The following is a 25063-nucleotide window of genomic DNA, read 5'->3' on the forward strand; positions in this document are numbered from 1 at the left end:
TCGGGCGATCTGATTTTGCTATCGCGCACCCGTCGCGCTGCGCGGTCCCGACCGCGTTTCAGCTCTCACAGCAGGTCGGCGTAGCCGAGAAAGCCGACGGCATCGCCAGGTTCAACCCGCACCACCGACTCGCCGAGTTCGACCAGTCCATCGGTCTCGATCAGCGACGACAGCAGACCGGCTCCCTCGCGAGGAAACTTGTTCGCTTCCAGCGTACCGTCCGTCGCCCGTCGCAGCGAGACGCGGACATATTCGCGCCGCCCACTCTTCTTCTTGTAGCTGAAGGCCGCCCGCACCGGCATCGGCAGCAAGGGGGACGGCACAGCGCCCGATAGCGCCAGCACGGTCGGCCGCACGACATGAACGAAGGTGACGAAGCTCGCCACCGGATTGCCGGGCAGGCCGATCAGCGGCGTGCCGTCGATGATTCCCATCGCCACCGGGCGGCCGGGCTTGATCGCCATCCGCCACAGCACCAGCGAGCCCGCCTGTTCGATACCGGCCCTGACGTGGTCCTCTTCGCCGGTCGAGACCCCGCCGGTGGTCAGGATCAGGTCGTAGCGCCGCGCGACCTGCTTGAGCGCCGCGGCGAGCTCGGCCCGCTCGTCGCGCAGGATGCCGAGATCGCCGACCTCGCAACCGAGCCGCCGCAGCATCGCCATCAGCATGAAACGGTTGCAATCGAACAGTTGCGCTTCGGCGCGCGCGCTGCCGGGCGCGGCTAGTTCGTCGCCGGTCGAGAACACCCCGACGCGAAGCCGACGCACCACATCGAGCGTGGTGAGCCCGAAGGCCGCGGCGACCGCGATATCCTGCGGGCGCAGCCGCCGGCCCGCCGCCAGCGCGACATGGCCGCGCGGAATGTCTTCGCCGCTGGGGCGCACATTGGCGCCGACCTTCAGGCCGGACGGCAGGATCACGCGCCCGGAATCGTCGATCCGCACGTCTTCCTGCATGAACACGGTGTCGGTGCCTTCGGGCATCGGCGCGCCGGTGAAGATCCGCACCGCCTGTCCGGGCTGCGCCGGCTGCGCCGACGCGCCCGCCTGCACCCGTCCGGCAACGGGGAACGCGCGCTCGCCGCTCGCCGGCAGGTCCGCGCCGGATACCGCGTAGCCGTCGACGGCGGAATTCTTGAACGGCGGCAGCGCAAGCGGCGCGACAATGTCGCCGGCCAGGATGCGTCCGTCCGCATCCACGAGGGCAACGGCTTCGGTCTCGCCGACAGGCTTGACCCGCGCGGCGATGATCGCGACGGCCTCATCGACCGACATCATCGGTCCGCCGAATGCGAAGCAGTCGTCCGAAAGCTGCGCCATGATCTCCCTCAGTCCTCGCCATCGACAAGATTTGTTCGACCCGGATCGCGAACTGCGGCGTTATCCTTAAAGCCGGACCGATCGATGGCAGTTCCCGCGACGCGGCGGAGAGTCGCCAGTCAGTCTCCGAACGTGCTTATATCCCTAGCTGCGATGCCATGTGAACCCATCTGGACGTCAAGCAGTGCCCGAGAAGACCACCGCTCCCATCATTGTTCCTGATCCGGACGATCCACGCCTGACGGAGCGCGTGGTCGGCGTCGATCAGACCGGCGCACGGACCGAGATCAAGGTGCCGGTCGAGCGGCCGCTGACGCTGTACCTCAACGCGCAGGAGATCGTCACGATGATGACGATCAACGACTATCCCGAATACCTCGCGCTCGGCTACCTCTTGAACCAGAACATGCTCAAATACGACGACGTCGTCACCGAGGTCGAATATGACGACGATCTCGAGGTCGTCGTGGTGCGCACCGCGCACCACACCAATTTCGAGGCCAAGCTGAAGAAGCGCACGCAGACCTCGGGCTGCGCCCAGGGCACGGCGTTCGGCGACCTGCTCGAAGCCGTCGAGAAGGTGGCGCTGCCGAAAGCCGAATTGCGAACCTCCTGGCTCTACCGGATGACGCACACCATCAACACGATGCCGTCGCTCTATCTGGAGGCCGGCGCCATTCACGGCTGCGTGCTGTGCAAGGAGGCGACGCCGGTGTGCTACACCGAGGACGTCGGCCGGCATAATGCCGTCGACAAGATCGCGGGCTGGATCTACCGGCACAATGTCGATCCGGCCGACAAGATTCTCTACACCACCGGCCGGCTGACCTCGGAGATGGTGATCAAGACGGTGCGGATGGGGATCCCGATCCTGGTCTCCCGCTCCGGATTCACGGCGTGGGGCGTCGATCTGGCGCGGCAGGTCGGGTTGACGCTGGTCGGGCGCGCCCGCGGCAAGCGCTTCATCGCGCTGTCCGGTGAGGAGCGGATCGTCTACGACCAGAACCTCGACTATGTCGAAGAGGAATCGATGCGTCACAAGCGCAAGGGCGAGACCGACAATGACTGACATTCCGGGGACTAGCATCCCGGGCGTGCTGCTCGCCGGCGGCCTCGCGCGCCGGATGGGCGGCGGCGACAAGCCGATGCGCAAGATCGCGGGCCGCACCATTCTGCAGCGGGTGATCGACCGTCTCGCTCCGCAATGCAGTGGGCTGATCATCAACGCCAATGGCGACCCGGCGCGCTTCGCCACGTTCGGCCTTCCGGTCGTCGCCGACGATGTCGCCGATTATCCCGGTCCCCTCGCCGGCATCCTGGCCGCGCTCGACTGGACCGCCGCCAACCGGCCGGATGCGCAATGGGTGCTCAGCGCCGCGGGCGACTGTCCGTTTCTGCCGCGCGATCTCGTCACGCGCCTCGAAGAAGCGCGTCGAGCGCAGAATGCCGAGCTCGCGGTCGCTTCATCCGGCGGGCAGACGCATCCCGTCATCGGCCTCTGGAGCGTGCGCCTGCGGAACGAGTTGCGCAAGGCGCTTGTCGTCGAGGACGTGCGCAAGATCGACCGCTGGACCGCGCGCTATCCGCTCGCAACGGTCGAGTGGCCGACCGAGCCGCTGGATCCGTTCTTCAATGCCAATACCGTCGAGGACATCGCGGAAGCCGACCGCCTCGCCGCGCTCGACGGCGGCTGATATCCGCCGTGCCGTTTAGCTCGGCCACGGCGTGCTGCGGATCCGGGTGCAGGCGTTCGGCCTGTGAAATGTGGGATCGCGCTCCGCGACGAAGTCGAAATTGACAGAGCCGAACGTGGTCTGCGGCTTCTTCAGGGCCGAGCAGGTCTGAACCTCGATGAACTCGTTCTTGAAATCGCCGCGGGGCAACGCGGCAAGGACGCCGTCGCGCTGCTCGGCCGTATAGTCATCGTATCCGACGCCGACGGCATCGACCAATACGCCCGCATTGGTGAGCGCGATTTCCGGCCGCATGTATTGCGGAATGCCGGGCGTGGTGTGCAATGCGATCGCCTCCCACACCAGGTCTGCTTTGGGCTCGGCGATGCCGTGGCTCCTGAGAAATTTGCGCGCCGCATCGGCGCCGTCGACCTCAAACCGTTTGGTGTCGGTATGAAAATGATCGACGAGGCCGAGATCATGAAACAGCGCGGCAACATAAAGCAGTTCAGCGTCGAACTTCAGATTTTGACTGGCACCCTTGAGCGCGCCGAACACAAACACGCGGACCGAGTGATTGAACAACATCTCGGTCTCATGTTGCCGCACCAGCTCGGCGGCTTCCCGCGCGATCTTGCTGTCCGGGATTCGAACGCTGGAAATCGTGTCCACCATCATCGCACTCCTGCCCTGTGTAGCGTCCCGGATGGATGCACTGGACGGCCAATGGCGTCACGATTCATGCGCGCCGGCACTCCGCTGCAGTGAATCGCACCCCACTACCTAACCCGCGAAGCGGCAACCGGAAGGCCCCTGCCGCATGAAGATTCTGCAGGGAGATCGTGAGGCTGGTGCAATACGGAAAGCGCGATCGGGTTCAGCCGATCGTGCCTCGCCTGATCCAGCCGAAGCCTGACCGGAAGCAGCCGGCACAGGCTCCGCTGGGTCGCGGCGATCAGTGCCCCGCGGCGATCCGGGTCGGGCCGCAGACGTCGTCCTGCGAGTCCTTGTCGTGGCCGCGGCCATTATCCTTCATCCGGCCGTGATCACCATCGCAATTGACGGGAGCGAACGACACGCCACGATAGACCATACCGAACGCCGGCGGCGCAACCACGTCAAAGGCTTCGTTCGCCGGAAGCGTTGTCGCCGCGACCCTGTCCGTGATGGTGACGACTTGATTCGGATCGGCGCCGGGCTCGACCGAGTTGCCTACGGTCGACGTCACCGCGAAAAGCGTCGCGGTGCCGTCGCGGTTGACGCGGCCGGTGATGTTGCGCAGGCCGCCGGTTGCCGGATCAGTCGGATAGCCGTTGACATGATAGAGCGTGCCGAGGTTCAGGCCCTTTTGCAGCGTGTAGGCAAGGCTCCAGCTGCCGTTGACATAGACCCACTTCTGAAGACCTGCGGTCGGTGACGTGGCGGCGTCGGCGAGATTGCCGTCACCTTCCTGGGCGACATAAAGCGTCGTCGCGTCGGCGAACCAGATGCCAAACGGATAGAAGCCGTTCGCGCCCGAGTTCGCCGAGGGATTGTTCGGGAAACCCGGAAGAATGTTGAACGCCGTCGAGGCGGCGGTCTCGCGGGTCGGCAGCACGCCCGGCTGGCCGACCTGATAGACGGTGTTGATGCCGTTGCCGCCGCTGCCTTTGGTCACGTAAAGCGTGTTGTCGGAGATCGCGAGACCGCGGAAATTATCGTCCTTGCCGGACTTATCGGCGGCAAAGCCGAGCTGGGCAACCGAGAAGCCGAACTGGAAGCCATTCTTGCTGCCGGGCGTACCCTGCTGCACGCCAACCACGGCGTCGGAACCATCGACAGCGGGCGTCGCAAGTTGAACGCCGGTGTCGTTGACGACAAGCACCGGCTGGGTGCCGCTGCCGTTACCGGCGTTGCCGACCGTGAAATACTGGTCGGCCTGGGTGCCATTGACCTTGTTGGCGCGGATCACGCCGCGGCCATTGTCGCCGCTATAGACATTGACCTTGGTCCGGTGCAGCGAGCCGTCGAAATCCAGCTCCGCGACCACGCGCGCATGCACACCGGTGTCCGGATTGGTCGGGTCGACGTGGTTCGGCGAATTGGAGTTGGAAACGTCCAGCTGGTTCACCGCCGCGTCGTAGCCCATGAACGTCACGGCCTTGCCGTCGGGCGACAAATGCAGCGACAGTTCAGACTTGGAGCTGAAGCTCGTCACCGCCACGTCCGCCGGGACGGTCAGCGCGCCGATTTCGCGCAGCCGACGGCCTTCCAGATGAAATTTCTTGATCACCACCGGCGCGGTCACGCCGAAATTCGAATCGACAGCCACGTTGTTGAAGACCCCCGGATAGCTGCCGTCGGCCACAGCCGTCGCGCCGGTCGGCAATGTCTGGCCTACGGTGACGGTCGATGGGTTGCCCGCATAGACCGCCGTGCTGACCAGCAATTCGTGCGGATTGCCCGCGGTCTGGGACAACGCCGGATGGACCGCAAAAAGCACCGGTGAGAGCGCCGTACCCGCGATCAGGCGCCGGACAATCGCGCGGCGAAATGTTTCCGGAGTTGTTTGCGATTTGGCGATTGATTTGAACATGCGAAGACCCCCCATTCTTTGAAAATTGGAATGGGTTTCCTCATACGGGGCCGATCGCAACACTCGTGTGACAGATTGCCGCACTTCGTGTTCACGTTCCGGAAATCCCGCGGCTCGCGTGTCGCCCGCCGATGCGGGAGACGCCAAAGGGCGATGAGATTGGGTCGGATCGTCATCGCGCTTTGGCTCATGGTTCGAGCATGATCGTCGCGCAAACGCTTCGCGTTGATCGCTTAGCTGGCCCGTCCGCCAACCCGGCCGACCCGATCCGTTTCGATCGCCCGCAGATAGTCCAGCATCAGACGGCTGGTTGCCGACAGATGCGTGGTGTCGCGGACCACGATCTTCAGCTCGCGCCGTCCCCAATCGTCGCGCAGCGGGATCGCACGAAGGCCCATGCCGGCGCCGACCACCTCGAAGGCGCGGTCGGGGATCAGCCCGAGCCCCATATTGGCCTGCACCATGCGGCAGACCGCATCGAAGCCGGGCACATTGATGCGCAGCCGCATCGCCTTGCCGGCTTGCGTCGCCGCATATTGCGAGCGCAGATAGATCGAGCTCGCGGTGTGCAAGCCGATATGGTCGAAATCGAGCGTCTCGGTGAACAGCAATGTCTCGCGGCCGGCCAGCCGATGGTCGGCGCGCATCACCACCACCAGATTGTCGTAGCGATAATGGAAGGCCTCGAGCGCGCGGCTGTCGGCCTCGGCCGAGCAGATGCCGATCTCGGCCGCGCCCTCCTCGATGCCGCGCACCACCTGCCCGCTCGGCCGCTCCTGCAGATCGACGCGGAGCAATTCATGCGCGGCGAAGAAGGCGGAGAGATCCTCGGGCAGGTATTGCACGATCGCCGAGAGGTTGGCGAGCATGCGGACATGGCCGCGGACGCCTTGCGAATATTCCGACAGCTCGACCGCGATCTTCTCGACATTGAGCAGCGTCACCCGGGCGTGGTGCAGCAGCGCCTCGCCGGCCGGCGTCAGCGCCATGCCCTTGGCGAGCCGCTTGAACAGCGTGACGCCGAACGCCAGCTCGAAATCGTTCATCCGCTTCGACACCGCCGACGCCGCGATCCCCTCGCGCTGCGCGGCGCGGGTGAGGTTCTGCTCGTCGCAGACCGCGACGAACAGGCGAAGCGTTGTCAGGTCGACCCGGCGCGTCAGCGCGGTCTCCGCCGGCGTGGCGGCGCGCGGAAGGTCTGTCACGATGGAGGAGATCGGCATGGACGGCGTTCCCCAGGAAAGAACGCAGCGTAGCGCTGGAGATGGCGCGGAAGATTCCAAAGCAGTGCGGAATGAGACGGATTATTGGTAAATTATTCCAACGGTAACCGGAATGATCTAATTTTATTCCAATCTGGCCAACTACCGCCGTCATTGCAAGGCGCGAAGCGACGAAGCAATCCATGTATCAGGAATCGGAGAGATGGATTGCTTCGCTACGCTCGCAATGACGGAGGGACTCTCGCTCTGGATCTGCACGCCCGAACGAAAAACGCGGCACCGAGGCGCCGCGTTTCAACTTTGTCGGTCGATCTCGCTCGTCAGCCCGCAGCCTTGGCCGGGACGTCGCGCTGGCGCTTCATCACGATCTTGTTCAGCGCGCCGAGATAGGCCTTTGCGGAGGCGACCAGCGTGTCCGGATCGGCGGCGCGGGCGGTCATCGAGCGACCTTCATGTGCCAGACGCACCGAGACCTCGGCCTGCGCGTCGGTGCCTTCGGTCACCGCGTGCACCTGATAGAGCTCCAGCTTGGCCTCGTGCGGCACCAGGCGCTTGATGCAGTTGAAGACGGCATCGACCGGGCCGTTGCCCTCGGCCTCCTCGATCTTGATCTGGCCGTCGACGTCGAGCTTCATGGTCGCGCGCTGCGGGCCATGGGTGCCGGCGATCACGGTCAGCGAGGTCAGCTTGATGCGGTCGTGCGCGGCCGCCATCTCCTGGTCGACCAGCGCCTCGATGTCCTCGTCGTAGATGTCCTTCTTGCGGTCGGCCAGCGCCTTCATCCGCGTAAAGGCATCCTCCAGCTGGTTGGCGCCGAGCTTGTAGCCCATCTCCTCCAGCTTGTGGATGAAGGCGTGGCGGCCGGAATGCTTGCCGAGCACCAGCGAGGACTGCTTCAGGCCGACCATCTCGGGCCGCATGATCTCGTAGGTCGAGGCGTCCTTCAGCACGCCGTCCTGATGGATGCCGCTCTCATGCGCGAACGCGTTACGGCCGACGATTGCCTTGTTGTACTGCACCGGGAACGAGGTGGCCGCGGACACCACCTTCGAGGCGCGGGTGAGCTGCGTGGTGTCGATCTTGTTCCAGAACGGAAACTTGTCGTTCCGCACATTGATCGCCATCACGATCTCTTCCAGCGCGGCATTGCCGGCGCGCTCGCCGATACCGTTGACGGTGCACTCGACCTGCCGCGCGCCGCCGACGACGCCGGCCAGTGAGTTCGCGACCGCCATGCCGAGGTCGTTGTGGCAATGCACCGAGAAGATCGCCTTGTCGGAATTCGGCACGCGCTCGATCAGCGTGCGCATGAAGTGGGTGTATTCCTCCGGCACCGTGTAGCCGACGGTGTCGGGGATGTTCACCGTGGTGGCGCCGGCCTTGATCACCGCTTCGACGATCCGGCACAGATAGTCCATCTCGCTGCGGGTGCCGTCCTCGGCCGACCATTCGACGTCGTCGATCTGGTTGCGGGCGCGGGCGACCATCGCGACCGAGGTCTCGATGACCTCCTCGGGGGTCTTGTTCAACTTCACCCGCATATGCAGCGGCGAGGTCGCGATCACGGTGTGGACGCGGCCGCGGCGGGCGAACTTCACGGCTTCGGCGCAGCGGTCGATGTCGGCCGGATGGGCACGGGACAGGCCCGCGATGACCGAGTTCTTGGAGCGGCGGGCGATCTCGCTGACCGCCTGGAAATCGCCTTCCGAGGTGATCGGGAAGCCGGCCTCGATGACGTCGACGCCCATGTCGTCCAGGAGTTCGGCGACCTCGAGCTTCTCCTCGAAGGTCATGGTGGCGCCGGGGCACTGCTCGCCGTCGCGCAAGGTGGTGTCGAAAATGATGACGCGGTCCTTCTCGGACTTGTTCGCGGTGGCCATGTCAGAAATTCCTTTAAGCTTTGCGCCCGTCATGTTGCTCCTTGAGCAATTACCTGGGCGATATCAGGGTTCGGTGATCTCGTACAAACCCCTGAGTGCCCAGGCGCAAACGCCCAGCCGGCCCTCAGGGGCAGGTAAGAAGAAGGCCGCCAATAAGCAGGGTGGGCGCTGCGGCAGGGAACGTGGCGGTAGCCTGGGCCACCTCCCCCGAAATCCCATCAATTTGGCCGCGAATCAGCATTGCCAGACCCTGTTGAGCGCCAAAATTCTCGGGCAAAACCATTGACGGTTGGTTGCCGGGACGCGCTGTGCGCCGTCGTTCTAGACGATTATGGCAAGCTGCCGCAATGGGTAAAGATGGTCAGTTGGGTTGACCTATCGTTGCCGCATGGCGGGGGCGCGATCGCCCTCACCTGACTTCCGCCCGGGGCTCAGCTCGTTGCACCGCGGGTATCATCGCCCATGCTCCTCGCCGGACCACAGCCACGTGCCGCAGCATCCAGGTGTGAAGCCAACCAGCGAGGATCACGGACACGATCGTGATCACCAGACCGCCGATCAGGTCCGCGACGTAGTGACCGCCGACGATCGGCGTTGCCAGGATCATGCCCAGATTGACGAGCGTCATCGGGATGCGCAGCCAGCGGATGTTCCAGCTTGCCCAGATCAGGATCAGGGCTGCCGCGCAATGGAAGCTAGGAAACGCGATCAGTCCCTTTCCCTGGAAATTGCGCAGGCTTCTGAGGCTTCCTTCGCGAATCCGGATCAGCTCGTCGATCCAGCCGTCGGACGACAGCGGCAAATTCCGGATCGAGGATATCTCGGTATCGCTGAGATGCAGATGGGTCCACGCCGTGGTGGCCGGAACCAGGGCAAAAATCCCAATCGTCAGCAGCAGTGATATGATCGCCGCCAGGATGAATTTCTCAAGCGTCTTGACATCCTTCTTGATGGCCAGCGCCAGGATCACAACATTGGGTAGATAAAAAATCGAGTTATAGAATTCGCTCACGATGCGGACCATCGTGTCCGAGCCCGCGAAGAACCCCGCATAAGCTCTCCAATCATATCCGATCAGCTGATCAGCACGCAGCAATTGGTCGTCGATCAAGGGACGGCCGACTGTCGCGGCGGCATAGGTCAACATCGTCGCGGCGATCGCAACCACCAGATTCTGCGACCAGCAGTTTATGAACAATTGGACGAATTGGATTCGCAGTCCCTTTGTCACGAGGTAGGCGCTGAGCAAGATCGCTGCCATCCCGCCATAGCCGGCCCAATTGACATCGACGTGCCGGAATCCGGACCAATGGAAGGCAGCAAAGCAACCAGCCAGGAACAGCAGGACAGGCGCCCATAGCACGCCCGTCAGTGCGACATCGTTCGCGTTGTGACTGCCTGTCGCTAAATCTGTGGTTGTCATGCCCCCATGTTGCGTCAATTCATTAAGATTGCCTTGCGAGCGGCCGGTACGCGCTGGGAATATCCGCATGCGACAAACATGGGACGCGGCGCCTACTTCTTTGCAGACGTCTTCTCGCCCGCCCCGCCCTTGCCTTCCGCCTCCAGCGCCGCGCGGACGCGCTTGAATTCGCTCAAGTCGGCCTTGTCGACTTCGGGGAATTTCAGGTCGAGCCCGTCGAGGGCGTTGACGATGGTCGAGCCGATCACGACGCGGGCGAACCATTTGTGGTCGGCCGGCACGATGTGCCAGGGCGCCTCTTTGGTTGCGGTGTGATGGATCATGTCCTGATAGGCGGCCTGATATTTGGCCCACAGCTTGCGCTCGGCGACGTCGGCCATCGAGAACTTCCAGTTCTTGGCCGGCTCCTCGAGCCGGTCGAGGAAACGCTGGCGCTGCTCCTCCTTGGAGACGTTGAGGAAGAATTTCAGGATCACGGTGCCGTTGCGCGACAGATAGCGCTCGATCGACGCAATGTCCTCGAAGCGTTCGCGCCAGATGTCCTTGGTCACCAGCTTCTTCGGGATCTTCTGCTTGTCGAGCACTTCCGGATGCACCCGCACCACCAGGCACTCCTCGTAATAGGAGCGGTTGAAGATGCCGATGCGGCCGCGCTCCGGCAGCGCGATCATGGCGCGCCACATGAAGTCGTGGTCGAGCTCCCTGGTCGAAGGCTGCTTGAAGGAGGAAACCTCGCAGCCCTGCGGATTGACGCCCTCGAACACGCTCTTGATCGCGGAATCCTTGCCGGCGGCATCCATGCCCTGGAAGATCAGCAGCAGCGACCAGCGGTCCTGGGCGTAGAGCTTCTCCTGGAAGCCGTTGAGCCGCTTGCGGTTGGCCTCGATGATCTTGCCGCCGGCGTCCTTGTCGATGCCGCCCTTCTCGGCGGTCGGATACGATTTGAGGTGAAATTCGCCCGACCCGTCGAAGCGGAACGGCGCGACGAAGGGCTTCAGTTCATCGGCGAGCGACGGGGACGGTTTGTTGCTCATGGCTTCTCGACGGCTTGCGTGGCGATTTGATCCGGTCGATCACGCTACCAAGAATGCCCTTGGGCAGGAAGATGATGAACAGAACCAGCAGCACGCCATAGACCAGATTGTCCCAGCCGACCGCCTTGGTGCCGAAAGAGATGCGCAGCACCTCGGCCAGCACGATGGTGATGACGGCGCCGACCGTCGGTCCCAGCGCGACATAGACGCCGCCGACGATCGCCGCGAACACCATCTGCAGGGAGACCGCGATGCCGCTCACCGTGTCGGGCGAGATGAACATCTGGTACTGGCAGTAGAGCGCGCCCGACAGCGCGGTCATCAGCGCGCTGATCAGGGTGATCTTGAGCTTCTCGGCGGTGACGTTGACGCCCGCGGCGGCGGCGGCATCCTCGTCTTCCGAGATCGCCTCCATGGCATGGCGGATCATGCTGCGATCGATCGCGCGCCAGATCACGAGGCCGGCGAGCCAGACCGCGAGCGCGATCAGATACCAGGTGGTCTTCTCGTCGAATTGCAGCGCGAGCAGCCCCTTGCCGCTCGGGGCGCGCTGCGGGGTGTAGCCGAGCGAGCCGCCGGTATAGTCCCGGGTCGCGGTGATGACCTGCAGCACGATGCCCGACAGCGCCAGCGTCACCAGCACGAAATAATGCCCGGTGATGCGGAAGCGGAAGCAGGGATAGGCGACGACGAGCGCGAGCACGCCGGCGGTTACCATGCTGAGGGGAATGCCGATCCAGGGCAACACGCCGAGATGGTTCCACAGCAGCGCGGTGACATAGGCACCGATGCCCATGAAGCCGCCATGGCCGAGCGAGACCAGGCCGAAGCGCCCCATGATCGACCACGAGGTGTAGGCGAACGACCAGATCAGGATCAGCACCAGCACGTGCAGATGATAGGGATCGCGATGCACGAAGGGCACCGCGACGAGCGCGATCAGCGCGATGATCCAGCCGGCGGCTTGCCTGTTCACGAGCGCCTCGCCAGGAGGCCCGCGGGCCGGATGAACATCATGACGATGAAGAAGGCAAAGGCCAGCACGTAACCCCATTCGAGATCGGAGAACAGGCCGCCGAGCGAGATGATCTCGGCGAACACGAAGGCGGCGATGAAGCCGCCGATGAAATTGCCGAGCCCGCCGAGCACGCAGATCAGGAAGGTGATCGGCCCGAATGACAGGCCGACGAACGGATGCACGTCATATTGCAGCACCAGGAGGCAGGCGGCGAGGCCGGCGAGCCCGCCGCCGATCGCCGAGGTGACGAGATAGATGCGCTTGGGATCGACGCCCATCAGCGGCATGATCTGGCGGTCCTGCGCGATGGCGCGGATCGCGGTGCCGCTGAAGGTGCGGGTCAGGAACAGATAGACGCCGATCATGCCGAGCAGCGCGGCGGCGAACGACAGCAATCGCGCGTAGCTGAAATTCATCTCGCCGAGCGCGAGCACCGGCAGGCGGATGCCGAGATTGCGGAAGTCGATGCCGAAGGCGACGGTGGCAAAGCTCTGCAGGATGAACAGCACGCCGCCGGTGGCGAGCAGCTGGTTGATCGGCGGAGCGGTCAGGAGCGGGGCGATCACGAAGAAATGCAGCGCGGCGCCGAGCAGCGCCACCAGCAGGATCACCAGCGGCGCCGCCGCCCAGTATGGCAGGCCGTAATACTGCACGAGATAGTACATGCCGTACATGCCGATCATCACGAGCTCGGCGTAGCAGATCCAGGTTACGTCGATGACGCCGAAGATCAGGTTGAGCCCGAGCGCAAGCAGCGCCAGCACGCCACCGAGCAGGATGCCGTTGATGACGGCCTCCAGCAGGTAGATGTCGAAGATGTCGAGGAAGGATTGCATGGTGGCTCCGCCTTAGACCGAGGCGTCGTCATCTGGCCGAACTCGAACTAGCGCAACCGTCATCCTGAGGTGCGAGCGGAGCGAGCCTCGAAGGATGCACGGCCCGTCTGTGGCCGATTCATCCTTCGAGGCGCGCAAGAGCGCGCGCCTCCCGAGCGAACGCAAACGCGTTCGTCCGGGGATGACGGGGAAATATGTGAGTGCGCTTGCTCGATTCACGATCATTACCCCCTCACACCCCCAAATACGCCTGCTTGATGGTGTCGCTCGCCGCGAGCTCCGCCGCTGACCCGGCGGCGCGGATGCTGCCGGCTTCCAGCAGATAGGCGCGGTCGACCACGCGCAGCACCTGCTGCACGTTCTGCTCGACGATCAGCACCGTCAGCCCGCTTGAGCGGATGCGCTTGACGAGCTCGAACACCTGCTGCACCACGACCGGCGCGAGGCCAGCCGACGGCTCGTCGAGCAGCAGCAGTTTCGGGTTCGACATCAGCGCACGGCCGATCGCGCACATCTGCTGCTCGCCGCCCGACATCGTCCCGGCCATCTGGTGCTGGCGCTCCTTCATGCGCGGAAACAGCTCGAACACGAAGTCGAGCCGCTCGGCGTAATGCGCGCGGGCACCGGGCATGTAGGCGCCCATCTTCAGGTTGTCGGCGACGGTGAGCCGGGGAAACAACCGGCGATTTTCCGGCACATGCGCGATCCCGAGGCTGACGATGCGATGCGGAGGTGTCGCGATGACGTTCACGCCTTCCATCGCGATCGTGCCCCTGATCGGGCGGATCAACCCTGAGATCACCCGCATCAGGGTGGTCTTGCCGGCGCCGTTCGGGCCGATCACGCCGACCGCTTCGCCCGCCTTGACGTCGAGACTGACGTCGAACAGCGCCTGGAAGCTGCCATAGCCCGCGTCGATCGATTTCAATTCCAGCATGCGCTCACGCCCCGATCCGGCGCCGCGCCTGGGCTGCGGCCGCGGCTGCGAGGCTCGCATCCGCATCGGTGCCGAGATAGACCTCGATCACTCTTGCGTCGCCGGCGACATCGGCCGGCAGGCCCTCGGCGATCTTCTCGCCGTGATCGAGCACCATCACGCGATCGACCACGCGCATCAATACGCCCATGATGTGCTCGACCCAGATGATGGTGATGCCGAGCTCGTCGCGGATCCGACGCAGCATGTCGGCGGCCTGGTCCATCTCGGCCTCGTCAAGGCCGCCAAGGCTCTCATCCGCGAGCAACAGCTTCGGGCCGGTGGCGAGCGCCTTGGCGAGCTCGAGCTTCTTCAACCCGGCGGCGCCCAGGCCCTCGACGCTGGCGTGACGATCGGTCGGCAGCCCGACCATCGCGAGCGCCCGCTCGGCCGCCTCCTCGGCCTTGCCGCGGCTGTGGCGGCCCTGGCCGTAGAAGCCGGCGAGCACGACGTTCTCGAAGATGCTGAGGCGATGGAACGGCCGCGGGATCTGGAAGGTTCGGCCGATGCCACGGTTGATGATCCGGTGCGGGGCGAGCCCCGCGATCTCGTGGCCGTCGAACAGGATCGAGCCGGAGGTCGGCGGCAAGGTGCCCGACAGCATGTTGAAGATCGTGCTCTTGCCGGAGCCGTTCGGGCCGATCAGGCCGAGGATCTCGCCCTGCTCGACGCGGAACGACACGTTGTTGACGGCACGAAAGCCGCCAAACCGCTTGACCAGGCCTTCGACGGCGAGCACGGCAGTTCCCTTCGCGAGCGAGCTATTTGTAGCTGTAGGTGGTGCCGGCCGGCAGCGGCAGCTCGGTCTCGCGCTGCATCTGGCTCTTCGGCCACACCACATAGGATTTGTCGTCGATATATTGCAGCACCACCGGGAACGAGCGCGCGTTCTGCCCGGCATACTGCTCTCCCTCGCCATAGAACTTCACGCCATAGCCGAGCATGGTGCCGCCCTCGGGTATGTCGGTGTCGAGCGCGGCCTTGCGCAGCGCATCCGGATCGACGCCGCCATACTTCTTGATCGCGCGCGGCAAGACGTCGTCGAGGAAGACATAGGCGTTGGCCGCGCCGATGCCGACATGGGCGGATCGGATCGGCACGCCGGGCTTCAGCCGGTCAAACTCCTCGCCGACCATCTTGATGACCGGCGGCAGCTTGGGATCCATGTTCTTCTGGTTGGCAAGCCAGATCGAGATCGGGTCGGTGTTGAAGAGATAGTTGGCGTCGGTGCCGAGCCCTTCCTTCAGCTTTTCGTAGACGCCGTAGCCCGCGCCATGGCCGACAATGGCGCCGAACTTCAATCCCTGCTCGCGGGCCTGGCGGAACAGCAGGGTAATGTCCGGATTGTAGCCGGTGTGGAAGATCACGTCGGGCTTGGCGCGCTTCAGCTTGGTCACCAGCGCCGACAGATCGGGCGCGGTCGCCGAATAACCCTCCTTGAGCACGATGTTGAAGCCGGCCTTCTTGGCGCCGGCCTCATTGCCCTTGGAGACGTCGACGCCATAGGCGCCGTCCTCATGGATGATGGCGACGCGGAGATCCTTCGGCTCCTTGCCGAACTTGGACATGGAGTATTGCGCGATGAAGTCGGTCGTCATCATGCCGTACTGGTTGCCGGCGGCCTGCGGACGGAACACGTATTTGTAGTTCTTGCCGTCGAACACGCCGGAGGAAATGCAGGTCGTGATCCACATGAACTTCTTCATCTGCTCGACCCGCGCCGACACCGGCACGCATTGCGCCGAGGAGAAGAAGCCCATCACCATGTCGACCTTTTCCTGCTCGAGCAGGCGGACGGCCTCGTTGATCGCGATGTCGGGTTTGCTCTGCGCGTCGGCATAGACGGCCTCGACCTTGTAACCCTCGACGCCGGTCTTGGCGCAATGGTCGAGCATGATCTTGACGCCGGTGTATTGCAGCTCGGAGCCGCCGCCGGCCAGCGGGCCGGTCAAATCGAAGATCACGCCGATCTTGATTTTCTTGTCCTGCGCATGCGCTGCATTGGCCACACCAAGCGCCGCAAGCGCGACAGATAGACCCGCAAGCCAGCGGGCAGCCCTCCTGACCGGCATGAATCCCTCCCCAGAGATTGTGCACTGCATTTTTTGTTGTCGTGCGGCCCTATCACAGGGGGAGCGGCCGATGATGTCAAGCGCGATGGCTGCGTCCGCACCGCGCAGGCTTGCGCAAAGTTTCGGCGGAACGGTGCCGACGCGCGGTGCTCCGGCGTGCGCTTGGCCGCGGCAATTTATCCGCGAGGCCGTTCCATGCCGGCTCGTTTGATGGCCGTGAGCAAAATATCGCTGTCCGAGACAAGAAAATCGATCAGGCGCTTGGCTGCTTCCGGCGCTTGCGCGTCGCTGACGATCGCGGCCGTGAAGGTCTGGACCAGCTGGAGATCTGGCGGCAGCAGGCCGACAACTTCGATGCCGCTCTCCTGAACCAGTTCGCTGGTCGGGCCGATCGACAGATTTGCCTTGCCTGCTCTCAGCGCTTCGGCCGCCTCGGTTCCGCGCGCCTCGAGGGTGAGCCTAACCGTGTCCGGCAAGTTCAACCTGGGGAAAACCTTGTCGCGGACGTACTGCCCGCTCGTGCTGCTCGGCGCCACCACCTCGCCGGCGTCGATCAAAGCCTGCCTGAGCGCGGCACCGTTGCCGATGTCCGGCCTGGAAGAGCCCGCCCGAATCGCCGCGGCCAAAGGTGTCGTCGCCAGTCCGGCTTCCGATCCCACACGAATTCGGCCATCTTCGATCAGACTTCGAAGTCCCTCACGCGAAAGGATAACCACGTCCACTTTGGTGCCGTTCGCAAGCTGGTGCCTGATCGTCTTCGGACCCGTCCCCTCCGACGCGCCCGATCCGGTCTCCACCCTGATGCCCGTGCTTCGCTCGAATTCAGGCAGCACGTCTCGGTAGACCGCGGCGAAGCCACCCGAAATGATGACCTTGATCGTTTTAGGACCGTCGGCGATTGCCGGTGTCAATGCGGCGGCAGCGGTGGCTTGACCGGTCATTGCGCATTCCTTTGCCTAGGCCGGCAGCTGCGTCTCGATGAACGCGGTGACGAAGCGCGGCATTGCCGGAGTGAGATCGGCGCGGCTGCGCACCAGATGGATGCCGGCAAGCTCGGGATTTGCCTGGCGCGCGAGATTGGCCTCGATCCGCGCCCGCAACGCGTCACCAGGCATATCGACGCGCAGGATCTGCATCATTGCAAGCGCAGGCCCGGTGTAGATGCAGTGCCAGTCGGCGTCGCCGCGGCAATCCGACGGCAACAGTCCCGTCTCCTCCTCGAGCTCGCGCATCACGCTGCCGGCGATATCGACCGTGTCGCCCCTAATATCGTCGAGGTCGGGCGTGCCGGAGGGAAAATAGATGCGTCCGGCATTCGCGGTCTGCTCGCCCATCACCCCGCACACGAAGGCGCCGTCGCTGGCGAGCAGCGGCCCCCATGCCGAAACCGTTGAACACCTCGTGGTCCGGAAAGCCCCAGTCGCGCCAGGCGAGGAAGCTCGCGAAATCGGTCTCGAAATAGCTCGCGCTAAGCCGCTCGCCGGCGAAGACCGGATCGCGCCCGAGCAGCACGCGGCCGTTCCACAGGTTCGGGTTCAGCCGCTGCTGCTCGGCGAAATGCGCGTCGATCTCGGCGCGCCGCTCGTCCGCGAACGGCCAGGGACGCCGCTGCAAGGCAAGGTCGAGCGCGGTGACACGACAAATGAGCGGAGACTGCATGTCCGTACGCGTTTACTTTCCGCTTCCGGTGGTCTTCTTGGCCTGATCGACGAACTTGTTGGTGTAGGTCTTGGTGACGTCGATGCCGGCCTTCGCGACATCGGGTGACCCTTCGCTGAACACCGCGAGCACAGCTTCCGCGCCTTTGGGGTCCATCTTGCCGGTTTCCGAATACATCGGAATCGTGTTCTTCAGCGCGGCGAGATACTGCGCCCTGTTCTTGCCGACGATCTCATCCGGCATCTTGGCCATGATGTCCTCGGCGCTGTGCGAATGGATCCACGCCAGCGTCGCCATGATCGCGTTGGTCAGCGCCTGCACCTCCTTCTCGTGGCCGTTGACCCAGGCCGCGGTCGAATACAGCGCGCCGCCGGGATATTCGCCGCCGAACACTGCAAGCGTATCGTGCTGGGTGCGGGTGTCGCTGAGAATTTTGAGGTCCTTGTAGCTGCCCTGCAGCACGGTGACGGCAGGATCGAGCATCACGGCGGCGTCGATCTGGCCCTGCTCCATCGCCGCCACCGCAGTGGCGCCGAGGCCGACGCCGATCACGGCGGTGCCCGTAGGATCGAGGCCGTTCTTCTTCAAGAGATATTTCAGGAAGAAATCGGTCGAGGAGCCCGGCGCGCTGACGCCGACCTTCTTGCCGGCGAGATCCTTGATCGAGTTGATCTCGCCGGTGTGCTTCGGAGACACCACCAGCACGAGGCCGGGATAGCGGTCATAGACCACGAAGGCCTGCAGCTCCTGCTTCTTGGCCGCAAGATTGACGCAGTGGTCGAAATAGCCGGAGACGACGTCGGCGCTGCCGCCGAGCACGGCCTTGAGCGCATCCGAGCCGCCCTTGAGGTCGACCAGTTCGACCGCGAGCCCGGCCTTGTCGTATTCGCCGAGTTGCTTGGCCAGCACGGTGGGCAGATAGCACAGGCAAGCGCCGCCCCCGACCGCGATGGTGATCTTGCTTTGCGCCGCGGCAAGGCCCGTGGACAGGGTCAGCGCCAGCAGCATTCCGGCAAGCTTGCCAAGCAGTTTGTTCATGACGTCCTCCGTTCGACTGGCCGGCAAGATAGAGGAGCCGGCAGGCCTTGAGAAGGCGACTTTCCGACAGCTGGTCAAGCCTGCGGGGGCGGCATAGCATCGCGGATACAAGAAAACGCAGAAGAAGCGCCAAAACCATAAGCACCAAGAATACTTCAAGGGAAACATCAAGGGAGGTCTTCATGAATCGTATTGCAACCGCGCTGTCGATCGCTACCGCCTTTGCCGCGGGCTGTGGCATCACCCATTTGCTGCGGCCGGCGCTCGCCGCCGAAAACATCACGGCGCAGGTCATCCACACCGGCGAGATGGAGGGCGACAAGCTCGGCGACGCCAACAAGGTCGGCTTCCGTTCCAAGATGTTCGTCTCCGCCGACGGCGCCACCGTCTCTATCCAGGACGGCAATGTGCCGAAGCACATGCATCCCAACACCAACGAGATGCAGTTCGTCCTCGAAGGCACCGGCACGGTCTGGCTCGGCGACAAGGAAGTGACGGTGAAGCCGGGCGACCTGATCGTGATCCCGAAGGGCACGCCGCATGGCGGCACCAAGCCGAACGGCCGCGCCATCAAGGCCATCGCGATCAAGACGCCGCCGCAGGCGCCGGATGATACCAAGCTGCTGGATTGATTACGGCCATCCTCAACGTCATTGCGAGCGAAGCGAAGGCAATCCATCTCTCCGGATAGGCGGACCCATGGATTGCTTCGTCGCTTCGTTCCTCGCAATGACGAAAGTCGCGCGCGCCAGCGCCGGTTCCATGACATGACACTTGACAGATAATTCACTTGCCTCAAGTTCGTTCGCTCCATAGGATGACAATCGTCATTTCATAGAAAGCTAGACCCATGAGCCTGGACGATCACCCCACGGTCAGGGCTGTGCGCGCTCGCAGCAGCGAACCGGTCCGCGACGTCCCGGTTTCATCGGAACTGATCAAGGATATCGCGCGGCGATGCGGAGCTGATGATGTCGGCATCATCGAGTTCGAACGGGCCGCCATCGCGCCGCAGCGGGACTTCATTCGCAAGGTCTATGGCCGGACGCGCTCCCTGCTCGCGATCGTCTGCCACATGAACCGCGAGCCGGTGCGCTCGCCCTCGCGCTCGGTCGCCAACGAGGAATTCCACAGCACCTACGATCACGTCAACGAAACCGCGCGCGCCATCGTTCGCGCGCGCTCGACGAGCACGGCATCCCGGCCTGCAACTCGGTTGCCGCGTTCCCGATGGAGATGGATCTGCCGAGGATCATGATGGTTCAGCACAAGCCGATCGCGGTGGAGGCCGGTCTCGGCCGCATGGGAATCCATCGCAGCGTCATCCACCCGAAATTCGGCAGCTTCGTCCTGCTCGGCACCATCCTGCTCGGATGCGAGGTCGACGCCCATGACCATCCGATCGACTACAATCCCTGCCTGGAGTGCAAATTGTGCGTCGCCGCCTGCCCGGTCGGCGCCATCAAGCCCGACGGCGGCTTCGACTTCCTGTCCTGCCACACCCACAACTATCACGACTTTCTCGGCAACTTCTCGCAATGGGTGGAGAAGGTCGCGGATGCAAAGGACGCAAGGGATTATCGTGCCCGCGTTCCCCGCACCGAGACGCTAAACATCTGGCAATCGCTGTCGTTCAAGCCTGGCTACAAGGCGGCCTATTGCATTTCGGCCTGCCCGGCCGGCGAAGACGTGATCGGCCCCTTCCTCCACGATCGCGACGCCCACTTCTCCGATGTGGTGCAGCCGCTGATCGACAAGGACGAGTTCGTCTACGTGATCCCGGATACCGACGCCGAGGACACGGTGACGCGGCGCTTTCCGCACAAAAAGCTTCAGCATGTCACGTCCGGCCGCCATACCGGCAGCCTGCAGGCCTATATCTTTTCGCTCTCGCTCGGATTCCAGCGCGGCAGGGCCCGAGGTCTGGATTTCGTGACGCATCTGCGCTTCACCGGCACGAGCGCGCTGGACATGACCGTTGCGATCAAGGGCAAGGATCTCCAGGTCGTGCCGGGACGGCATGTCGGAGAGGCGGCTCTGACCATCACCGCCGATACCCAGGCCTGGCTGCGCGTGCAGAACCGCGACCTCGAACTGGCCGACGCGATTGCCGCGAAGCTGGTGAGCTACAGCGACGAAGCATTGTTCGCCGCCTACATGCGGTGCTTCCCGCTCTGAGCCGCAGCGTAGATGCGTAGGGTGGCTTACGCCTTCGGCTATCCCACCCTACGCATCCTACTGCGCTGCTTCTTACTGGGCGGAATGGACCAGCTGTTCGAGATCGGCAATCAACCCCGGCCCGGTCGGCTGCCATCCAAGCTTCCTGCGCGTCTGCTCGCTGGAGGCCGCCATGTCGTATGCAGCGAACGTGCCGAGCCAGCCAAAGAAGGCTTGCGCCTCTTGCGGGGCGATGGATTTGACCGGCAGCTTCAGCCGCCGTCCGATCGTTTCGGCAATATCGCGCATCGAGACCCCCTCTTCGGCGACGGCGTGATACCTTGCGTTCGGCTCAGCCTTTTCGATGGCCAGCCGGTAGAGACGCGCCACGTCGAGAACATGCGCCGCCGGCCAACGATTTTGCCCGTCGCCGAGATAGGCGCACACGCCCTTTTGGCGGTACACCGCGATTAATGGGGTGATGAGACCCTGCCTGACAGGATCGTGGACCTGGGGAAGACGCATGGCCGACGCGCGGACGCCCTTTAGCGACAAGGCTGTCTGTTCCGACACGCGGGGGAATGGGAAATCCGGCGATATCGTTTGGTCCTCAGTCGCGATCTGGCCGGGCGCGGCCAATCCCGCCAAGCCCCCGGTCACGATCAGCGGCCTGTCCGATCCGGCCTGAACAGAACCCAGCGCTTCGATGGCGCAGCGGTCGATCTCGCAACTCTTCGCGAAATTGGACCAGTCGTGAACGAAGCCCAGGTGAATGACGGCATCCGACGCGCTTGCCCCCTTGCGCAAGCTATCAAGGTCCTCGAGCGAGCCGCGAAGAACCTCCGCGCCGAGGGCAGAGATCGCGTTCGCCCCCTCGTCCGAACGGGCCACACCAAGAACCTGATGTCCGGCGGCGATCAGGTCCTTGACGACGGGCGTGCCGATGAATCCGGTGGCACCAGTGACGAACACACGCATGAGGAAGTCTCCAGGTTTCGTTGGAGACAAATCTGGCCCTGCGCGCTATCCTGTTAAAGTAGTGACCTTATCATGGTATAATAGCTAACAGGATGAGCGAACCGCTCGCGCAAGAGAACCTGCTCGGCGCCTACCTGAAGGACCGCCGCAGCAAGCTCGATCCGGCCGTGTTCGGCTTTCCGCCGGAGCGGCGGCGCACGCCGGGCCTGCGCCGCGAAGAGGTGGCGCAGCGCGCCAACATCAGCGCGACCTGGTACACCTGGCTCGAACAGGGCCGCGGCGGCGCGCCCTCGGCCGATGTGCTCGACCGCATCGCGCGTGCGCTGATGCTGACCGATGTCGAGCGTGAGCATCTGTTCCTGCTCGGCCTCGGCCGCACGCCCGAGGTGCGCTACCAGAAGAGCGAAGGCGTCACGCCCCGGCTGCAGCGCGTGCTCGACGCGCTGGAGCCGCGCCCCGCCGTGATACGCACCGCGACCTGGGATATCGTCGCCTGGAACCGGGCCGCGACCGTGATGCTGACGGACTACGGATCGCTGCCGCCGCGCGAGCGCAACGTGCTGCGCTTCATGTTCCTCGATCCGCGCGTCCGCGCGGCACAACATGACTGGGCCAGCGTGGCGCGCTTCGTGGTCGGCGCCTTCAGGGTCGACGCAGCACGTGCCGGCGCCGCTGCCGAGGTGCAGCCGTTCGTCGACGAGCTCTGCCGGCTCAGTCCGGAATTCGCGGCGCTGTGGCGCGACAACGACGTGCGAACGCACGGCGAAGGCGTCAAGCAGCTCCGGCATCCGATCCTGGGCCCGGTCAAGTTCGAATATTCGGCGTTCGCGGTCGACGGCCGACCCGACCTCAGCATGATCGTTTACAATCCGATCGACCCCGAGGTGGCGGAGAAGATTCGCGGGTTGATGAACACCGCACCCGGGAAATGAACGGACATGATCGTCGGCGCCGTACACGAAGCGAAACGCGAATTGAAGCGCTCCTTTGATGCGACCTATGGTATAGTGCGCCACCACCGAGCCAACGGTGGATGGGAGAAGATAGCCATGAAAGCCTCGTCACTTTGCGTCGCAGGCCTAGCTGTCGCAATCGTTTCGATTGCATCTGCGAATGCTGAGAACAAGCGCAAACTCATCACGCAGGCCGCCGCGGAAACACACCCGTCTGGTTGCTCCGTCACCAGCAGTTGGCCCAATCCGGCGCCGGTGCCGTGCGCGCCACGTCTCGTCCAACGTTTCCACAGTTACAACGAATGCCGGGAATTCCTGCTCAAGTTAGGCCACGATAGCTGGGGCACCTCATGGTGGTGCACCAGTCAAGGATACAAGACCTGATGCTTTCGCGTCGCGAATGCGGAGAGGCCACCAACGCTGGCGGCCTCTTTCGTTCGGGACGCGCCAAGCTTGTGCCCTAGTCCCGCGTCACCGGCGTTGGCCGCCACACCAGCAGCCGATTCTCGACCATCGTCACGCCCATGTCGATCAGGATGACGAAGGCGGACAGCACGAACATGCCCGCGAACACGCCGGCGACGTCGAAAACGCCCTCGGCCTGCTGGATCAGGTAGCCGAGGCCGGCTGCGGAGCCGAGATATTCGCCGACCACCGCGCCGACCACCGCGAAGCCGACCGAGGTGTGCAGCGAGGAGAACATCCAGGACAGCGCCGACGGCCAGTAGACGTGGCGCATCAGCTGCCGCTCGTTCATGCCGAGCATGCGGCCATTGTCGAGCACCGTGGTCGGCACTTCCTTGACGCCCTGGTAGACGTTGAAGAACACGATGAAGAACACCAGGGTTACGCCGAGCGCGACCTTGGACCAGACGCCGAGCCCGAACCACAGCGCGAAGATCGGCGCCAACACCACGCGCGGCAACGCGTTGACCATCTTCACATAGGGATCGAACACCGCGGCGACGCGCGGCTGCCGCGCGAACCAGAAGCCGACCAGAATGCCGCCGGCCGAGCCGATCACGAAGGCGAGGATGGATTCCCACAACGTGATCGCGAGATGCTTCCAGATCACCCCGGTCGAGAACCATTTCACGATCTGGCTGAAGACGTCGATCGGATTGGAGAAGAAGAACGGCGGCAGCAACACCTTGCCGAACACCGGCACGGTGGAAAAGACCTGCCACAGCGCCAGCGTGACGACGGCGACCAGAACCTGCAGGGACAACAGTGTGACGCGCGACATCAGGCAGCTCCCGCCTGCGTCGACTGGACATAACCCTTCATCACCTCGTCCTTCAGCACGCCCCATATCTCGCGGTGCAGGGCATGGAAATCCTTCTCCATCCGGATCTCGGCGATGTCGCGGGGCCGCGGCAGCGTGATGCGCCAGTCGCCGATGATGCGCGCGGAAGGACCGGCCGACATGATCACGACGCGATCGGCCAGCGCGATCGCTTCCTCGAGATCGTGGGTGACGAACAGCACCGCCTTGCGGTCAGCGCTCCACAATTCCAGCAGCAGATTGCCCATGATCTGCCGGGTCTGGGCGTCCAGCGGACCGAACGGCTCGTCCATCAGGAGGATCTTCGGATCGCGGATCAGGACCTGCGCCAGCGCGACGCGCTTGCGCTGGCCGCCCGAGAGCATGTGCGGATAGCGATTGGCGAAGGCGCCGAGCCCGACCGAGGTCAGCCATTTCTGCGCGCGCGCGAGCGCCTCGGCGCGCGGCGTGCCTGATATCTCGAGCCCGATCGCGACATTGTCGATCGCGGTCTTCCAGGGGAACAGTGCATCGGCCTGGAACAGGTAGCCGGCATCACGGTTGAGGCGGCTCAGCGGCTTGTCGAAGATCCTTGCCGTTCCGGCCGCGGGCTTGAGCAGCCCGGCCGTGACGTTAAGTAGCGTCGATTTCCCGCATCCAGTCGGTCCGACAATGGCGACGAACTCGCCATGATCAACCGAAAGATTGGCCTGTTCGACCGCGGTATAGACGCGTCCATCCGCCAACCGAAACGCCACCGTCGCACTGTCAAGCGCGACCGCCGTCGGCTCCGTCATCGCCACGCATCCCTCCCGAACTTTCCGAGATGGCTTAGCGGTTCGGGCGGGCAAGTCAACGCAGGAAGATGGCCTAGCAAACAAGGCTGTGGTCACGCGATTTTCAGACAGGCCAGGGTTGCTCAATTGCGCAACCGGGTTGCGCATTGCGCCGACATCGTCGAGGCTGCGGACCAAAGCGACGGACA

The 25063-nt window shown here is 64.0% G+C and carries 24 protein-coding genes and 1 pseudogene; 7 read left to right on the forward strand and 18 right to left on the reverse strand.

The annotated features are described in order from the left end of the window. Nucleotides 1-65: 65 nt before the first annotated feature. Nucleotides 66-1319, reverse strand: a complete 1254-nt coding sequence (locus ACVIHF_RS23520) for a molybdopterin molybdotransferase MoeA (protein WP_456792622.1) — start codon at nucleotides 1317-1319, stop codon at nucleotides 66-68. A 184-nt stretch (nucleotides 1320-1503) separates the two neighbouring features. Between ACVIHF_RS23520 and ACVIHF_RS23525 the strand changes: the two genes are divergently transcribed. Both ACVIHF_RS23525 and mobA read left to right on the forward strand, forming a co-directional pair. After that, complete coding sequence (locus ACVIHF_RS23525; protein ID WP_082653657.1) at nucleotides 1504-2388, forward strand: formate dehydrogenase accessory sulfurtransferase FdhD; 885 nt, start codon at nucleotides 1504-1506, stop codon at nucleotides 2386-2388. Continuing rightward, entirely contained in the window at nucleotides 2381-3013 is a 633-nt protein-coding gene (gene mobA / locus ACVIHF_RS23530) for a molybdenum cofactor guanylyltransferase MobA (RefSeq protein WP_456792623.1), read from the forward strand. Before ACVIHF_RS23525 ends, mobA begins: the two co-directional genes overlap by 8 nt. A gap of 15 nt (nucleotides 3014-3028) precedes the next feature. Here the strand turns inward: mobA and ACVIHF_RS23535 are convergent, their stop codons facing one another. The 14 genes and pseudogenes from ACVIHF_RS23535 to ACVIHF_RS23600 all read right to left on the reverse strand — a co-directional run bounded on the left by ACVIHF_RS23535 (nucleotide 3029) and on the right by ACVIHF_RS23600 (nucleotide 18726). After that, a complete protein-coding gene (locus tag ACVIHF_RS23535) occupies nucleotides 3029-3667 on the reverse strand; it encodes an HD domain-containing protein (protein ID WP_456792624.1) in 639 nt (212 codons plus the stop codon). A 280-nt stretch (nucleotides 3668-3947) separates the two neighbouring features. Beyond that, the gene (locus tag ACVIHF_RS23540) at nucleotides 3948-5567 is read right to left on the reverse strand and encodes a hypothetical protein (RefSeq protein ID WP_456792625.1); all 1620 of its coding nucleotides are present in this window, start codon (nucleotides 5565-5567) and stop codon (nucleotides 3948-3950) included. A 233-nt stretch (nucleotides 5568-5800) separates the two neighbouring features. Then, a complete protein-coding gene (locus tag ACVIHF_RS23545; protein ID WP_253607628.1) occupies nucleotides 5801-6790 on the reverse strand; it encodes a LysR substrate-binding domain-containing protein in 990 nt (329 codons plus the stop codon). Nucleotides 6791-7110: 320 nt separating this feature from the next. Further along, nucleotides 7111-8670, reverse strand: coding sequence for a 2-isopropylmalate synthase (locus tag ACVIHF_RS23550; protein ID WP_038383406.1), 1560 nt, complete (start codon nucleotides 8668-8670; stop codon nucleotides 7111-7113). 409 nt (nucleotides 8671-9079) lie between these two features. Next, nucleotides 9080-10093, reverse strand: a complete 1014-nt coding sequence (locus tag ACVIHF_RS23555; RefSeq protein ID WP_456792626.1) for a phosphatase PAP2 family protein — start codon at nucleotides 10091-10093, stop codon at nucleotides 9080-9082. Between the two features lie 92 nt (nucleotides 10094-10185). Then, nucleotides 10186-11127, reverse strand: a complete 942-nt coding sequence (locus tag ACVIHF_RS23560; RefSeq protein ID WP_456792627.1) for a polyphosphate kinase 2 family protein — start codon at nucleotides 11125-11127, stop codon at nucleotides 10186-10188. Further along, nucleotides 11093-12103, reverse strand: coding sequence for a branched-chain amino acid ABC transporter permease (locus tag ACVIHF_RS23565; protein ID WP_456779607.1), 1011 nt, complete (start codon nucleotides 12101-12103; stop codon nucleotides 11093-11095). The genes ACVIHF_RS23560 and ACVIHF_RS23565 overlap by 35 nt, the downstream gene beginning before the upstream one ends. Beyond that, on the reverse strand, nucleotides 12100-12981 hold the full coding sequence (locus ACVIHF_RS23570; protein ID WP_456792628.1) for a branched-chain amino acid ABC transporter permease: 882 nt from the start codon (nucleotides 12979-12981) through the stop codon (nucleotides 12100-12102). Before ACVIHF_RS23570 ends, ACVIHF_RS23565 begins: the two co-directional genes overlap by 4 nt. A 232-nt stretch (nucleotides 12982-13213) precedes the next feature. Then, nucleotides 13214-13918, reverse strand: coding sequence for an ABC transporter ATP-binding protein (locus ACVIHF_RS23575; protein WP_253607624.1), 705 nt, complete (start codon nucleotides 13916-13918; stop codon nucleotides 13214-13216). Between the two features lie 4 nt (nucleotides 13919-13922). Further along, nucleotides 13923-14696, reverse strand: a complete 774-nt coding sequence (locus tag ACVIHF_RS23580) for an ABC transporter ATP-binding protein (protein ID WP_050385458.1) — start codon at nucleotides 14694-14696, stop codon at nucleotides 13923-13925. 22 nt (nucleotides 14697-14718) lie between these two features. Beyond that, nucleotides 14719-16029, reverse strand: coding sequence for an ABC transporter substrate-binding protein (locus ACVIHF_RS23585; protein WP_456792629.1), 1311 nt, complete (start codon nucleotides 16027-16029; stop codon nucleotides 14719-14721). 176 nt (nucleotides 16030-16205) lie between these two features. Then, nucleotides 16206-16970 carry a substrate-binding domain-containing protein gene (locus ACVIHF_RS23590; protein ID WP_456792630.1) on the reverse strand — a complete coding sequence of 255 codons (765 nt, stop codon included), beginning with the start codon at nucleotides 16968-16970 and terminating at the stop codon, nucleotides 16206-16208. A 15-nt stretch (nucleotides 16971-16985) separates the two neighbouring features. Then, nucleotides 16986-17688: pseudogene (locus tag ACVIHF_RS23595) on the reverse strand (NUDIX hydrolase). A gap of 12 nt (nucleotides 17689-17700) precedes the next feature. Further along, the gene (locus ACVIHF_RS23600) at nucleotides 17701-18726 is read right to left on the reverse strand and encodes an ABC transporter substrate-binding protein (protein WP_456779606.1); all 1026 of its coding nucleotides are present in this window, start codon (nucleotides 18724-18726) and stop codon (nucleotides 17701-17703) included. Between the two features lie 182 nt (nucleotides 18727-18908). Here ACVIHF_RS23600 and ACVIHF_RS23605 point away from each other — a divergent pair, with 182 nt between their 5' ends. From ACVIHF_RS23605 to ACVIHF_RS23615, 3 genes are all read left to right on the forward strand, one after another. Then, entirely contained in the window at nucleotides 18909-19358 is a 450-nt protein-coding gene (locus tag ACVIHF_RS23605; RefSeq protein WP_225162591.1) for a cupin domain-containing protein, read from the forward strand. Nucleotides 19359-19576: 218 nt separating this feature from the next. Further along, nucleotides 19577-19984: a hypothetical protein gene (locus ACVIHF_RS23610; RefSeq protein WP_456792631.1), complete on the forward strand. Its 408-nt coding sequence runs from the start codon at nucleotides 19577-19579 to the stop codon at nucleotides 19982-19984. After that, on the forward strand, nucleotides 19984-20904 hold the full coding sequence (locus tag ACVIHF_RS23615) for a 4Fe-4S binding protein (RefSeq protein ID WP_456792632.1): 921 nt from the start codon (nucleotides 19984-19986) through the stop codon (nucleotides 20902-20904). Before ACVIHF_RS23610 ends, ACVIHF_RS23615 begins: the two co-directional genes overlap by 1 nt. 72 nt (nucleotides 20905-20976) lie before the next feature. Here ACVIHF_RS23615 and ACVIHF_RS23620 read toward each other — a convergent pair whose 3' ends face one another. After that, the gene (locus ACVIHF_RS23620) at nucleotides 20977-21861 is read right to left on the reverse strand and encodes an SDR family oxidoreductase (RefSeq protein WP_456792633.1); all 885 of its coding nucleotides are present in this window, start codon (nucleotides 21859-21861) and stop codon (nucleotides 20977-20979) included. Between the two features lie 92 nt (nucleotides 21862-21953). On the opposite strand from ACVIHF_RS23620, the gene ACVIHF_RS23625 reads away from it, so the two are divergent. Together ACVIHF_RS23625 and ACVIHF_RS23630 are read left to right on the forward strand one after the other, a co-directional pair. Then, the gene (locus tag ACVIHF_RS23625) at nucleotides 21954-22793 is read left to right on the forward strand and encodes a helix-turn-helix transcriptional regulator (RefSeq protein WP_253607618.1); all 840 of its coding nucleotides are present in this window, start codon (nucleotides 21954-21956) and stop codon (nucleotides 22791-22793) included. Nucleotides 22794-22799: 6 nt separating this feature from the next. Continuing rightward, nucleotides 22800-23198, forward strand: a complete 399-nt coding sequence (locus ACVIHF_RS23630) for a hypothetical protein (protein ID WP_253607617.1) — start codon at nucleotides 22800-22802, stop codon at nucleotides 23196-23198. A 76-nt stretch (nucleotides 23199-23274) separates the two neighbouring features. On the opposite strand, the gene ACVIHF_RS23635 is transcribed toward ACVIHF_RS23630, so the two are convergent. Next, nucleotides 23275-24060, reverse strand: coding sequence for an ABC transporter permease (locus ACVIHF_RS23635; RefSeq protein WP_225643575.1), 786 nt, complete (start codon nucleotides 24058-24060; stop codon nucleotides 23275-23277). Continuing rightward, on the reverse strand, nucleotides 24060-24875 hold the full coding sequence (locus ACVIHF_RS23640) for an ABC transporter ATP-binding protein (RefSeq protein WP_456792634.1): 816 nt from the start codon (nucleotides 24873-24875) through the stop codon (nucleotides 24060-24062). Before ACVIHF_RS23640 ends, ACVIHF_RS23635 begins: the two co-directional genes overlap by 1 nt. Nucleotides 24876-25063: the final 188 nt, after the last annotated feature.

The organism is Bradyrhizobium sp. USDA 4506 (assembly GCF_054058795.1).